Annotated in this window: 11 protein-coding genes; 4 read left to right on the top strand and 7 right to left on the bottom strand. The window is 65.9% G+C overall.

Annotated features, from left to right (window positions below; all coding sequences use genetic code 11):
* Positions 1-132 precede the first annotated feature (132 nt).
* Positions 133-690 (top strand): putative Fe-S cluster assembly protein SufT, encoded by a 558-nt coding sequence (gene sufT, locus HY57_RS18420; RefSeq protein WP_019466617.1) that lies wholly within the window; start codon positions 133-135, stop codon positions 688-690.
* Between the two features lie 821 nt (positions 691-1,511).
* Positions 1,512-4,163 carry a protease pro-enzyme activation domain-containing protein gene (locus tag HY57_RS18415; protein WP_144240856.1) on the top strand — a complete coding sequence of 884 codons (2,652 nt, stop codon included), beginning with the start codon at positions 1,512-1,514 and terminating at the stop codon, positions 4,161-4,163.
* 243 nt (positions 4,164-4,406) lie between these two features.
* Here HY57_RS18415 and HY57_RS18410 read toward each other — a convergent pair whose 3' ends face one another.
* From HY57_RS18410 to HY57_RS18400, 3 genes are all read right to left on the bottom strand, one after another.
* Positions 4,407-4,898, bottom strand: coding sequence for an asparaginase domain-containing protein (locus HY57_RS18410; RefSeq protein ID WP_019466619.1), 492 nt, complete (start codon positions 4,896-4,898; stop codon positions 4,407-4,409).
* Positions 4,899-5,104: 206 nt separating this feature from the next.
* Entirely contained in the window at positions 5,105-6,751 is a 1,647-nt protein-coding gene (locus HY57_RS18405; RefSeq protein ID WP_019466620.1) for an acyl-CoA dehydrogenase family protein, read from the bottom strand.
* A 177-nt stretch (positions 6,752-6,928) separates the two neighbouring features.
* A complete protein-coding gene (locus tag HY57_RS18400) occupies positions 6,929-7,933 on the bottom strand; it encodes an aldo/keto reductase (protein ID WP_019466621.1) in 1,005 nt (334 codons plus the stop codon).
* Between the two features lie 110 nt (positions 7,934-8,043).
* Between HY57_RS18400 and HY57_RS18395 the strand changes: the two genes are divergently transcribed.
* Positions 8,044-8,937, top strand: a complete 894-nt coding sequence (locus HY57_RS18395) for a LysR family transcriptional regulator (protein ID WP_019466622.1) — start codon at positions 8,044-8,046, stop codon at positions 8,935-8,937.
* Positions 8,938-9,131: 194 nt separating this feature from the next.
* On the opposite strand, the gene HY57_RS18390 is transcribed toward HY57_RS18395, so the two are convergent.
* Together HY57_RS18390 and HY57_RS18385 are read right to left on the bottom strand one after the other, a co-directional pair.
* Positions 9,132-9,893 carry a class I SAM-dependent methyltransferase gene (locus tag HY57_RS18390; protein ID WP_019466623.1) on the bottom strand — a complete coding sequence of 254 codons (762 nt, stop codon included), beginning with the start codon at positions 9,891-9,893 and terminating at the stop codon, positions 9,132-9,134.
* Positions 9,894-9,905: 12 nt separating this feature from the next.
* Positions 9,906-10,901 carry a hypothetical protein gene (locus tag HY57_RS18385; RefSeq protein ID WP_019466624.1) on the bottom strand — a complete coding sequence of 332 codons (996 nt, stop codon included), beginning with the start codon at positions 10,899-10,901 and terminating at the stop codon, positions 9,906-9,908.
* A 100-nt stretch (positions 10,902-11,001) separates the two neighbouring features.
* On the opposite strand from HY57_RS18385, the gene HY57_RS18380 reads away from it, so the two are divergent.
* Positions 11,002-12,477, top strand: coding sequence for a PLP-dependent aminotransferase family protein (locus HY57_RS18380; protein WP_019466625.1), 1,476 nt, complete (start codon positions 11,002-11,004; stop codon positions 12,475-12,477).
* A gap of 109 nt (positions 12,478-12,586) precedes the next feature.
* On the opposite strand, the gene HY57_RS18375 is transcribed toward HY57_RS18380, so the two are convergent.
* Both HY57_RS18375 and wrbA read right to left on the bottom strand, forming a co-directional pair.
* Positions 12,587-12,934 carry a DUF2069 domain-containing protein gene (locus HY57_RS18375; RefSeq protein ID WP_019466626.1) on the bottom strand — a complete coding sequence of 116 codons (348 nt, stop codon included), beginning with the start codon at positions 12,932-12,934 and terminating at the stop codon, positions 12,587-12,589.
* Positions 12,931-13,605 (bottom strand): NAD(P)H:quinone oxidoreductase, encoded by a 675-nt coding sequence (gene wrbA / locus HY57_RS18370; RefSeq protein WP_192813464.1) that lies wholly within the window; start codon positions 13,603-13,605, stop codon positions 12,931-12,933. The genes HY57_RS18375 and wrbA overlap by 4 nt, the downstream gene beginning before the upstream one ends.
* Between the last annotated feature and the right edge of the window lie 27 nt (positions 13,606-13,632).

The following is a 13,632-nucleotide window of genomic DNA, read 5'->3' as shown; positions in this document are numbered from 1 at the left end:
GAGGGTGGGCAGCCCTTGAGATTGCCCGGTTCCGGCCTGATGTGAACGGGCATGGCCGGTTCGCAACCGGCATAATAGAAAGCTTGGCGTGGCAGCTTGCCTCGCCCATCGACGAGATTCGGCAGGATCGGCATGAGCGGTTTCAGTCTTAGCAGCGAACCTTTCACCCTGGAGCGCGACTGCCAGGCAGTCATGGTGCCCCAAGGCGAGACGGTCAGCCTGCCCGCCGGCCAGATCGGCTACATCACCCAGGCCCTGGGCGGCAGCTTTACGGTCTACGTGGAAGGCAACCTGTTCCGCATCGCCGGCAATGACGCCGACGCGCTGGGCAAGGAGCCGCCGCCGCCGATCGAACTGGCCAGCGATGCCAGCGACGCCGACGTCGAAGCCCTGGTGTGGCAGCAACTGCGCACAGTGTTCGACCCGGAGATTCCGATCAACGTTGTCGAGCTGGGCCTGGTCTACGACGTGAGCATGGAGCATCCCGCGCCCGACCAGCGCAAGGTCTACGTGAAGATGACCCTGACCGCGCCCGGCTGCGGCATGGGCGACATCCTCGTCGACGACGTGCGGACCAAGCTCGAGCTGATCCCCACCGTGACCGAGGCGGACGTGGACCTGGTGTTCGATCCGCCGTGGAACCACTCCATGATGTCGGACGCAGCCAAGCTCGAAACCGGCATGCTGTAAAGCCTTTGCGCGGGCATAGGCCCGTGCATCGCGATCCGGCGCACCTTGAGGCTGCCGAGGGCTGCTTCTCCCGCCTTCGAATTCCGTTCGTCTCCTTCCATCGCGATAGTGCGATGCATGCGCCTGGCCGGTCTGAGAGCGTTTACGCGGGCCTTCCCTGGCTGGCGTCAAGCCGACATTTAGATATAGAAATTTAACTGGCGTTAATGTTTGTGTGCGCCCCGTAAGGGAGTGCGCCGTTGGCGTGCGCAATATCTTTCGTAGGGGGCCAGGCGATTTTCACGCTGATCATATGGTCCGATGGTTTCATTCGAATCGATATAACTCGCGCCAATTCGCCGGCTGGACGGTTAAGTCGATTACTGCGACCGACGTCACCACTCTTCATAACATACGGTTTTGATTAGATTCTTTGTGCACTCCTCGTGAGCGTAGGTTTCGCGAAAGTAAGCGCAGAAAAGGACGAAATGGAACCCTGTTTCGTATTTATTTGCTGTTGTTGGAACGTTTAATACGGCCATCCGATTTCATTGACGCTTCGAATTTTCTTGATTAGCGTCAATTAATCCGTGAGCGGGAGGGTTGACGGATGGTCCTTTGGCGGCGTCGCACCTGCATCTGTCGGATGCGCGCCGTTTAGCGAGTCTGCGTCGGGGCATGCCGTTCCATGGAATGGCAGGGGGAAGCAAGCCCAGGCGCCTATCGGATCGCAACACAGTCACAAGACAAGACCCGAGGCCGTGACAACGGCGCATTCCTTTCATGTGGTGCAAGGCACCGCAGCGGGTCTGTTCGTCCTCAAAAAACTCAAGGAGAGAAGAATGGCTGTTCGTATCGATTTGCGGGGAAAGGCACTTCGTAAGGCACTGCTGCCGTTGACGATGTCGTTCGCCATGGCAGGTTCGTTGCACGCCACCACCCATGACGGCTGGGTCGGCGTGCGCACGCAGGCCGCCATGACGCATGCCGTGGCGCCCGCCACGGCACTGACCACGGCGGCAGCCTCCGGCGGCAGCTGGACGCTGAGCATGCACGGCTCGCCGAAGATCGACGCGGCCACCGTGTCGCCGCTGGAAGCCAGCAAGCCCATGCACGTGGCGCTGAGCCTCAACCTGCGCAACGTGAATGAGCTGGAGACCTTCCTGCACGCGGTCAACACGCCGGGCAGCGCGCAGTTCCACCACTTCCTGACCCCGGCGCAGTTCAAGGCGCGCTACGCGCCGACCGATGCCCAGGTGGCGCAGGTCATGGCGCATCTGAGCCAGTCCGGTTTCAGCAACGTCCGCGTATCGCCCAACAACATGCTGGTCGAGGCGGATGGCAACGCGAACACGGTGAACGCGGCGTTCCGCACCAACATGCGCACCTTCCAGTACGGCGGCAAGCAGCGCATCGCCAACGACTCGGCGGTGCAGGTGCCGGCGGCGCTGGGCGGCATCGTGGATTCGGTGCTCGGCCTGCAGAACCTCAACGTGCCGCACACCATGCACCACATCAAGGGGCCGGTGCATGCGGGCGCCAACAGCGTGGGCATCCAGGCGACCGGTACGCAGGCGTCGCACAACCCGCAGGATTTCCCCGCGATCTATGACGTGGGCAGCACGCCGACCGCGTCCAACACCAAGGTCGGCATCATCACCTGGGGTGACCTGACCCAGACCATCACCGACCTCAACACCTTCACCACCAACGCCGGTATGAGCGCGGTGAACACCCAGGTGGTGAAGACCGGCACCAGCGCCTACGCGGACGATCCGAACGGCGACGGCGAATGGAACCTGGACAGCCAGACCATCACCGGCACCTCGGGCGGCGTGAACACGCTGATCTTCTATACCGCGCCGAACTGCGACGCCAACGACAGCTGCCTCACCGACGCCGCCATCACTGCCGCGTACAACCGCGCCGTGACCGACAACGTGGCCAAGGTGATCAACGTGTCGCTGGGCGAAGACGAATCGGCGGCGAACAGCTCCGGTACGCAGGCCGCCGACGACAAGATCTTCGCGCAGGCCGTGGCGCAGGGTCAGACTTTCTCCATCGCCTCGGGCGATGCGGGCGTGTACCAGTGGTCCACCGACTCGACCGGTGCCCCGGGCTACGTCGCCAACTCGGCTGGCACGGTGCAGATCTCGCTGAGCCACTACTCGGTGAGCGAGCCGGCCACCTCGCCGAACGTGGTGGCGGTGGGCGGCACCACGCTGAGCACCAACGGCACGGCCTGGGCGGGTGAAACGGTGTGGAACGAAGGCCTGTCGGCCATCAGCCAGACGGATAGCAACGAGCGCCTGTGGGCGACCGGCGGCGGCGTGAGCCTGTTCGAATCCGCCCCGAGCTGGCAGACGACGGCGCTGGGTTCGTCGGCCACGATGCGCCAGGTGCCTGACCTTGCGTTCGATGCCGCGCAGTCGACCGGCGCGAACATCTACATCCAAGGCACCGCCTATCAGATCGGCGGCACCAGCCTGGCCTCGCCGATCTTCGTCGGTATCTGGGCGCGTATCCTCTCGGCCAACAACAACACGCTGGGCCTGCCGACCCAGAACATGTACGCCCATTTCCCGACCGACGCCTCGCCGCTGCATGACGTCACCTCGGGCAATAACGGCTACAACGGCTACGGCTATGCCGCCAAGGCCGGCTACGACAACTCCACCGGCTGGGGTTCGCTCGACATCGCCAAGTTCAACAGCTACGTGACCCAGTACTGGGGCGGCGGCGGTGGCGGCACCACGGGTGGCACGCCGACGGCGAACTTCAGCTTTGTCACCAACGGCCTGACCGCCACCTTCACCGACAGCTCGACGGATACGGGTGGCAGCATCTCCTCGTACGCGTGGACCTTCGGCGACGGCGGCACCTCGACCTCGGCCAGCCCGAGCCACACCTACGCCGCTGCCGGCACGTACAACGTGACGGAGACGGTGACGGACGGCGTGAGCGCGAAGACCTCGAGCAAGACGTCCTCGGTGACGGTGTCGGGCGGCAGCACGCCGTCGCAGATCATCGTGAACCCGGGCTTCGAGACTGGCGCGGCCACGCCGTGGTCGATGAGCTCCGGCACGCTCTGCAGCAACAGCACCTGCAGTGGCGAGACGGCGCACAGCGGCACCTGGTTCGCCTGGCTGGACGGCTACGGCACCACGCACACCGACACGGTGTCGCAGAAGGTGGCCATCCCCAGCGGTAAGACCTCGGCCAAGCTGACGTTCTACCTGCATGTCGATACCGCCGAGACCAGCACCACCACGGCGTACGACAAGCTGAGCGTGCAGGTGCTCAACAGCAGCGGCACGGTGCTGAAGACGCTGGCGACGTACTCGAACCTCAATGCGGCTTCGGGTTATTCGCTGGCGAGCTTCGACCTCAGCGCGTATATCGGCCAGACGGTGACGCTGAAGTTCACCGGTACGGAAGACGCGTCGCTGCAGACCTCGTTCGTGCTCGACGACGTGAACCTGACGGTGCAGTAAGCGCCATTGCCGTGGCGTAAAAGCGAAGAGCCCGGTCAGCGGTGACCGGGCTCTTTGTGCAACAACACTACAAAGACATCGTCATTCCCGCGAACCCCGCAAAAGGGGGCAAGCGCGGGAATCCAGGGCCTTTAGCTTTTTGTGCTCCGGGCTCGATGGAAAGTCACTGGATTCCCGCGCTTGCCCCCTTTTGCGGGGTTCGCGGGAATGACGAGCCAAAGAAGTTCGCCGGCGCGCCAAGGATCAGCCGTTGCTTTCCTCAAACCGGTTCGCATCGCGGTTCTTGCGCACCTTCGCCGGATCCCACACGCGGCCGTTCATGGTGATGTAGACGCCATCCGGCAACGTCTGCACGGCCGCGACGGCACAGCCGATGTTGAACACCGCGTCCGAGCCCTGGAAGCGCGCGGGGTTCAGTGCACCGGTGAGCACGATCACCTTGCCCTTGATGCTGGCCAGTTCGCGCGCGGTCTCCACCATGGTGTCGGTGCCGTGCGTCACCAGCACGTGGCGGTGCGGCTGCGCCTCGATGGTGGAGCGCACCAGCGCGCGATCCTCATCGCCCATGTGCAGGCTGTCCTTGCGCAGGATCGGGATCACGTCGAACTGGAAGGCCACGCCGAGCTGGCTGAGGATGTCGCCGATCTGCGGCGAACCGATCTTGTAGTCCGACTTGTCGTCGAAATAGATCTTGTCGATGGTGCCGCCGGTGGTGACGATGGTCAGATGCTGCATGGTCGTGGGTCGCCAGGGTGGGGAAAGGGACATTTTAGGGCCTGCGGGCGTTCGGCGCATGTTTTGGGCAGCGGCCACATGGCCGGAGCCCTTCCCTGTGGGAGCGCACCCTGTGCGCGACCGCGGCGTCACAAGGGCCGCTCAGTAGGCGGTATTGGGGCACGCCAGTCGCGCACAGGGTGCGCGCCCACAGGGTGTCGGACGGCTCAATGCGGGCCCAGCAACAGCGCCGTGTCGGTGGGATCGGCGGCGGACAGCCGCGACAGCCCGTGCGCCACGAAGCGCCGCAGCGCCGCGGCGGTGCGCGCGTGACCATGCGGGGCAGACCAGGTGTCGTGACGGGCCAGCAGCGCTGCGGCGGTGCAGCGGGCAAGGGTGAGGGCCAGCCCGCGGGCGCCTGCCTCCAGCGCATCGCGCTGGTTCGCATTGGTTTGCAGGTAGGCGGTAGCCGCATCCAGCGCCTTGTGGATCTCCTGCCGCGCGTGCGCATCGATGCTATCGGCCAGCCACGTTTCGATGGCCGTCCGCAAGGCGCCGAGGTGGTCACCCGCCAGCGCACGCAGGCTGTCCAGCGACAGCACGTTGGTGGTGCCCTCCCAGATCGCATAGACCTGCGCGTCGCGCAGCAGCTGCGGTAGGCCGGTATCTTCGATGTAGCCCGCGCCGCCGAAGCATTCCAGCGCCTCGGAGCACAGCTCCACGGCCATCTTGCCCGTCCACAGCTTGGCCAGTGGCGTGAGCAGGCGCAGCAGGGCGGCTTCGTGGGGTGGCGCGGCGCCTTGCTCCACGCGCCCGAGCAGATGTGCCACTTCGAAAGTGAGGGCGAACGCGCCTTCGAACTCCGCCTGCATGTCGGCCAGCGTCTGCGCGTGCAGCGGCTGGTCGATCAGGCGCTTGCCGAAGGCGTGGCGCCGCGTGGCGTAATCGCGCGCCAGCGACAGCGCGCGCGCCATGCTGGCGGTCGCGCCCACGGCGTTCCACGTGCGCGTGATGTTGAGCATCGGCGCCACCTGGCGCACGCCATTCGACAACTCGCCGAGCGGCCACGCCGGCAGGCCGTCAAGGTGGATTTCCGCCGTGGGCAATTCGTGCGTGCCGAGCTTGTCCTTCAGGCGATCGATGACAAGTTCAGGCTTGCGCCTGTCGCCGTCCATCGTCTCCACGTAGAACAGCGCGAGCGCGCCAGGTCCGGGGCCGGCGCCTTCCGGTCGTGCGAGCGCCAGCGCCATGTCGCCGACCACGGCCGAGCTGAACCACTTGCGGCCGTAAAGACGCCACTGGCCTGATGCATCCTGCCGCGCCACGGTTTCCGTGTTGCCCACGTCGGAGCCGCCCGCGTTCTCCGTCATCCACTGGCCGCTCAGCCAGAACGTCGATGCGTCGCGGCTGAGCAGGTGCGGCAGTGCGCGTTCGATCAATGCCTTGTTGCCCGACGCCTTCAGCGCCGTCGCCGCACCGTCGGTCATCGCCAGTGGGCAGCTGTAGAACTCGCTGGCCACGTGATAGAGGTAGGCGCGCGCGAATTCCTCCAGCCGCGCGTGCTCGTGCGCTTCATGGCCGGCAGCCAGCACGGCGTGCCGGGTGGTGATGTGCGGACCTTCCTGCCAGGCCTCGGTAAGCTCGATGCGGTCGACGCGTCGACCCCAGGCATCCCACTGCGTGAGCACGGGTTTGCGGCGCGTGCTGCGGCACGCGCGTTGCCATGCCATCAGCGCGTAATCGCCGAGGGCTTCCAGGTCGTTTTCGATGGCGGCGAGTCGCGACGGCGGCAGCGCGCGGCGAAGCATGGCACGCAGCAGTGGGTCTTCACGATACGGATGAGCGAGCTGCGGCGGATCTTGCAGGAATCCCATGATCGGCTCTCGACGGATCGGTGTCCTAGAGTATAGGCAGCCCCGGGAAGCCGTGCTTTTCCGCTCGTCATTCCCGCCTGCGCGGGAATGACGGATCGTTCGAGGTTTCTCCCTGGCGTGAGCAATCGCGGCAGTGTCGTGGTCGTATCGGCGGTGATCGATACGGCCACGTTGCCGTCAGTGGGAGCGTGCCTGTTCGCTGTCCAGGTGCGCCATCTGCGCGGCGGCGTAGCGGTCACCGGCGGCAGCGTTCTTCGGCACGGCAGCTTCGATGGTGGCCAGGTCATCGGCAGTCAGCACCACCTCGAACGACCCCAGCGCTTCGGCAAGGCGATCCCGACGACGTGCGCCGACCAGCGGCACGATGTCCTTGCCCTGCGCCGCGACCCATGCAATGGCGAGTTGCGCGACGGACACGTTCTTCTTTGCGGCGATCTGGCGCAGGGCCTCGACCAGCGCGAGGTTGTGATCGACGTTGCCGGCCTGGAAGCGCGGGCTGTGCGCGCGGAAATCGCCGGCGCCCGCGCTGTTCTTGTCCCAGTGTCCGCTGATCAGGCCACGCGACAGCACGCCATAGGCGGTGATGCCGATGCCCAGTTCGCGGCAGGTCGGCAGGATGCTGTCCTCGATGCCGCGGGAGATCAGCGAGTACTCGATCTGCAGGTCGACGATGGGGTGCACCGCGGCGGCGCGGCGGATGGTTTCCGCACCCACCTCGGACAGGCCAATGTGGCGCACGTAGCCGGCCTTCACCAGATCGGCGATAGCGCCGATGGTGTCCTCGACCGGCACGTTGGGGTCGAGGCGCGCGGGGCGATAGACGTCGATGTAGTCGACGCCAAGGCGCTGCAGCGTATAGGCCAGGAAGTTCTTCACCGCGGCGGGACGTGCGTCGTAGCCGAGCCAGTCGCCGGCCGGGCCGCGCAGCGCGCCGAACTTCACGCTGATCAGTGCCTTGTCGCGCGGCACGTTCTTCAGCGCTTCGCCGATGAGCATTTCATTGTGACCCATGCCATAGAAGTCGCCGGTATCGAGCAGGCCGATGCCAGCGTCCAGCGCGGCATGGATGGTGGCGATGCTTTCGGCACGGTCGGACGGCCCATACATGCCCGACATGCCCATGCAGCCCAGGCCAAGGGCGGAAACGCGGGGACCGGTGGCGCCAAGTTGACGGTATTGCATGGTGCGTCTCTCCAGGAGGTGGTGGGGAATCGGAACAGGCAAAGTATGGCGTCGCGTGCGGTGTACGATAATCCGTGTCTATCCGTACGACCTGTGCAGGAATTAGCACAATGGAAGAGCTTGGCCTTGCCGATGTCGAAGCGTTCCTGGCGGTGGCGCGCGCCCGCGGTTTCCGCGGCGCGGCGGCGCAGGCTGGCGTTTCGGCCTCCGCACTCAGCGCGGCGCTGCGGCGGCTGGAGTCGCGCCTGGGCGTGCGTCTACTCAACCGGACCACGCGCAGCGTCACGCTGACCGAAGCCGGACAGCGCCTGCTCGAACGCCTCGGGCCGCTGATCGGCGAGATCGGCAGCGCGCTGGACAGCATCAACGCGTATCGTGACAGTCCGACGGGCACGCTGCGTCTCAATGTGCCGTCCATCGTCGCGCGGCACATTCTTCCGTCCATCGCCTCGCGCTTTCTGAAGACGCATCCGGGTATCACGCTGGACGTGATCACCGACGATGCCTTCGTGGACGTGCTGGCGGCCGGCTGCGATGCCGGCATCCGCTACGAAGAACGCGTGGAGCGCGACATGATCGCGCTGCCGATCGGTCCGCGCGTGCAGCGCTTCGTGGCGGCGGCATCGCCGGCGTACCTGGCGGAGCGCGGGCATCCCACGCGTCCGCAGGAGCTGGTGGACCACGCTTGCATCCGGCATCGTTTTCCCAGTGGCGTCGTGGCTGCGTGGGAGTTCGAGCGACGCGGCAAGACGGTGCGCCTGCGGCCGGAGGGCCCACTGCTGGCTTCCACCGTGGAGATGGAAGTGGAAGCCGCCGTGGCGGGCCTTGGCATCATCCATACCTTTGAGGAATTCCTGCGGCCGCATCTGGCGAGCGGCGCGTTGCTTCCGATACTGGACGACTGGTGCCAGCGCTTTACCGGGCCGCTGCTGTACTACCCCAGCCGCAGCCACATGCCGGCGCCGCTGCGCGCCTTCGTTGATTTCATCAAGGGCGATACTTAGAGCCTGTTCAAAATCGCGCTTGGATGCTCATTTCCCTCGCCGTCATTCCGGCATGCGACGCGAAGCTAGTCCCTGTGGGGCGCCGGAATGACGAGCTTGGGATCTCGCGGGGTTTTGTTAGCGGCTCTTATCCCATGTTGCCCTGAATCGAAGACGCGCAACGAGGGGACGGTGAAGTGCGCCGGACAAACGGATTACGGTTTGCGGAACTTGTAGATGAAGCGATCCGTGTGCCCCTTGATGGCGGCGTCGTAGATGCCCTTGGTGTGATCGTCGGCGGGATTGGCCAGCGCGTCGCTCTCGCCCTCGAACTGGAAGCCGGCCGCCGCCAGTTCGCTCTTCACCGCGGCGGGGTCGATGCGGTGCAGGTCGTCCGTCTTTGAAATGCCCGTGCCGGCCGCAGCGGCGTGGTCGAGCACGATCAGCGTGCCGCCGGGCTTCAGGGCATCGAACAGTTGCTTGTCGAGCCTGGCCATGTCGGGCGAACCCATGAAGGGATCATGCAGGTCGTGGTAGTTTTGCGAGGTCCAGATCACGTCCACCGTTTCGGGAAGTTTGAGTTCGGCGACGGGCTCGACGAGCACGGTGACGTTGGCATAGGCCTCCGTTCCCGCAAAGCTGCGCACGCTCTGTAGCCCCTTCGGCGCCTTCTTGTCCATTTCCGACGGTTGCAACGCATAGACCTTGCCCTTGGGCCCGACCATGCGGCTGAACAGTCGCGTGTAGTAACCCTTGCCGGGCATCAGGTCGACCACGACGTCACCGGGTTTGATGCCAGTGAAGCCGAGCACGGCGGCAGGGTGGCGCTGGTCGTCAAGCGCGCGGTCGTCAGCGGGGCGGTTCTTGTCGGCGATTGCCAGGCCGACGAAACTCGGCAGTGGATGTGTCGGCGCGGCGGGCAAGGTGGCGGCGAAAGTCAGCAGGGCAGAGCCGGCGATCAGGCACAAGCGATTCATGGCGTCACTTCCTCAGTGCACGTAATTGAGTGCGATGGCGGGCGTGATGGACGATGACGTGCGGTTGCCCGATGGAATGACGCGCACGCCCAGCAGCAGGCCGATGTTGGGTGACCAGTTGTATTCCACGGCGGGCGCGAAGCCGATGTAACGGTTCGACTTCGCACCCAGCGCCGTGTCGGGCGGGAACGGATCGTTGTTCGCGTATTCCTGCCCGCTCACGTGCGTGCTGCTGTTGTGGCTGTAGATCACGTCCAGCGCAAGCACCCAGTGGCGGGTAAGGCTGTATTCCGCCGCCGCGTTGGCGAAGACGTTGACGCCGGGGCGCGCATGGCCGCGAAAATTTGCGTCGGTACCGTAGACGCTTACGCCTTCGACGTCGGCGCGCGACGAGAACGATGCAGACACATCAAAGCGCACGCGCAGGATGCGGCCGTTCGGCATCCACACATAGGTCTGCGTATTGAGGCCGATGGTGGTCGTGTACGCGCCACTGCCAAGGCCGTCGGCAGGGCGGTTGCCGAGGTGGTCGTATTTGCCGGTGGGGAAGGTCTCTTGCACGTTGACGGCGACGGTGGGCAGCCAGCTTCCTTCATGGAACTGCCGAAAGCGGTACTGCGCCTGCACCGTGATGTCGCCCACCTGCACGCCGCTGCTGTTGGGCGCGTTGCTGACGCGGTTGTAGCCGAACACCGGAATGATGCCCATGGTGAAGTTGTTGGCCACGCCGTAGTTCATGTAGGTGCGCGAGCCGAAGCTGTCCGAACCGCGGCTGGCGACGTCGTAGAGGTAAGGCTCGAGCAGCACATGCCCTGGCGGCAGCGTCTCGGCGGAGTTGGCCATCATGGGGCCGGTCCACCACGCGTCGTCGCGGGACTGCCGCAGGCCATCGGAGGCCACGTCCTGCCCATAGGCACGCTGGCAGGCGCCCGGCAGGCACAGCAGGAAGGCCAGCCAGAGCACGAACAGGCGGGGGGCGATCAGCGAAGAGGGTGGGTGTCGCTTCATGGTTGCGGGCTCAATCGGACGAGCGCAAGCTAAGCCCGCAAGTGGTTGGCTGAAATAACCACTTTACCGTCTTTTCATATAGCCACTATGGAGCCGCGCCATGCAGCGCATCCCCGCCGGATTCCTGCCGCCCGTCGCCATGGACGCGGGCAGCGACACGCCCATGTACCAGCAGCTGTCGGACTGGTTCCGCCGGGCCATCAGCAGCGGGCAGTTGAGGCCGGGGCAGCGTGTTCCCTCCACCCGCAACCTGGCCAATGAGCTGGGCATCTCCCGCATTCCGGTGTTGAGTGCCTATGAGCAGCTGCAGTCGGAGGGGTTCCTGGAAACCTTCACCGGCGCGGGCACCTGCGTGGCGCGGGCGATTCCCGCCGACATGACGCTGGAACGGAAGAAGCTGGCGCGCCCAGACCCCACCCCGTCACCCGGCGGTTCGCGCCGCACCTCGCGTCGCGCCGCGCTGCTGCGCTCACCCGAGCCGACGTGGCTGGCGAACATGGGAGCGTTCCGCGTGGGCGTGCCGGCGCTGGAAGCCTTCCCTGCCGCGCTGTGGTCCAAGCTGGTGAGCCGCCACGGGCGCCATCTGTCGGCGGAGGCCATGGGTTATGGCGATCCGATGGGCCACCTGCCGCTGCGCGAGGCGATCGCCGATTACCTCGGCGTAGCGCGCGCGGTGCGCTGCGATGCCTCGCAGATCCTCATCACCACCGGTTCCCAGCAGGGACTGCAGATCTGCGCGCACGTGCTGCTGGACGAGGGCGAGCGCGTATGGATGGAAGACCCGGGCTATCCCGGCGCGCACCAGGCCCTGCGCACGGCCGGAGCGGAATTGGTGCCGGTGCCGGTGGACGCGGAAGGCATCGATGTGGCGCATGGCGCGCGCGTGGCGGCGGATGCACGCGCCGTGTACATCTCGCCATCGCACCAGTTCCCGCTGGGCATGGCGATGAGCGCACCACGGCGGATGCAGCTGCTGCGCTGGGCCGCTCGAAACGATGCGTGGATCATCGAGGACGACTACGACAGCGAGTACCGTTTTGGCAGCCGTCCGCTGTCGTCGCTGCAGGGCACCGACACGCAGGAACGCGTGATCTATCTGGGCACATTCAGCAAGGTGATGTTTCCCGCCCTGCGGCTGGGTTATCTGGTCGTGCCCAAAGACCTCGTCCCGGATTTCCACGCGGGACGCGATGCGATCGATACGTTCTCGTCCACGCTTTACCAGTCGGCGATGACGGAGTTCATCCGCGACGGCCATTTCGCCCGACACATCCGCAGCATGCGTACGCTTTACATGGAGCGGCGCGCCGCCGTGCTCGACGCCATCAAGCGTCACCTGGGCGATCGCCTGGAAGTGATCGGCACCGAGGCCGGCATGCAGCTGGCCGGCTTCCTGCCGCAGGACGTGGATGACGTGGCGGTATCGCGCAAGGCGGCCACGGTGGGCGTCTCCGTGCGGCCGCTGACGCCGTGCTACCTGGTGCCGCCGGAACGTGGTGGCCTGCTTCTCGGCTATGGCGGCGCGAGCCAGGCGCAGATCGAGGAAGGTGTGCGCCGGCTTGCCGGGTGTTTCTAGCCCGGACGCCCTTCGGTGGGAGCGCACCCTGTGCGCGACCGCAGCGTCTCGTCGTCACCGCTCCGTTGGCTTGTCGCGCACAGGGTGCGCTCCCACAGAGGGGCGTGACTCAGGCGGGGCGACGACGCTTCACGCCCGCGCCCAGCACGCCAATCAAGGTCAGCGTGAACAGGATCTCCAGCCACGCCAGCCAGCGCTCGCCCGGTGCACTCCAGGCCTCGCTCACGCCATGGCAGAAATAGAACAGGCTGAGGATGCCGACCCACAGGAGGGCGCGCCGCACGTCGCGGATGGCGAACAGCGGCAGCAGCAGCGGCACCACGGTGAGGCACAGCACCAGCCACGAGGGCATGGACTGCGCGGGAAACAGCCAGCCGTGCCAGGTCAGCTGCAGCAGCGTGAGCGCCGCCCATGCCGCCAGCCCGACGCGATAGTTGGCGGTGACGGGCGTGCTCATGCGCTGGTGCCCAGTCGTCGCGCCACGTCGGCAAGCCGGCGACCCAGCGCACGCGCCAGTTCGCGCTCGTGTTCGCTGATCGCGTTGTCGCCCTTGGCGCCCGCGACATGGCTGGCGCCATAGGGCGTGCCACCGGTTTGCGTGGCGGTGAGGGCAGGCTCGGTATACGGCAGGCCCACCAGCAGCATGCCGTGGTGCAGCAGGGGCAGAGCCATGCTGAGCAGGGTGGATTCCTGCCCGCCATGCATCGTGCTGGTGGCGGTGAACACCGCTGCCGGCTTGCCGGCCAGCGCGCCGCTGGCCCACTCCGCGCCGGTGGAATCGAGGAAGTACTTCAGGGGCGCGGCCATATTGCCGAAGCGGGTCGGGCTGCCCAGCGCCAGGCCGGCGCATTCAGCCAGGTCCGCACGCGTCACGTAGGGCGCTCCTTCCTCCGGTTCCGGTGGCTGCGCGACTTCGGTGACGGGGGCCACTGGCGGCACCTGGCGAAGGCGCGCGCGCATGCCGGGCACTTCCTCCACGCCGCGTGCGACCAGTCGCGCAAGCTGGGCAGTGTGGCCGGAGCGGCTGTAGTAGAGGACCAGGATGTCGTGGCTCATGGTTTGGGTATGGCTGTCTGATCGGCTAGTGTAACGGGCGATCAAGTCCCTGTTGCCGCCATGTTCACGCATCCCGCATGCGACGCGGCGCGACCATGG

It is taken from the genome of Dyella japonica A8 (assembly GCF_000725385.1).
Classification (GTDB): Bacteria; Pseudomonadota; Gammaproteobacteria; order Xanthomonadales; family Rhodanobacteraceae; genus Dyella; species Dyella japonica_C.
Note: the sequence above shows the minus strand (reverse complement) of the source record. Positions and strands in the feature narration are given on the sequence as shown.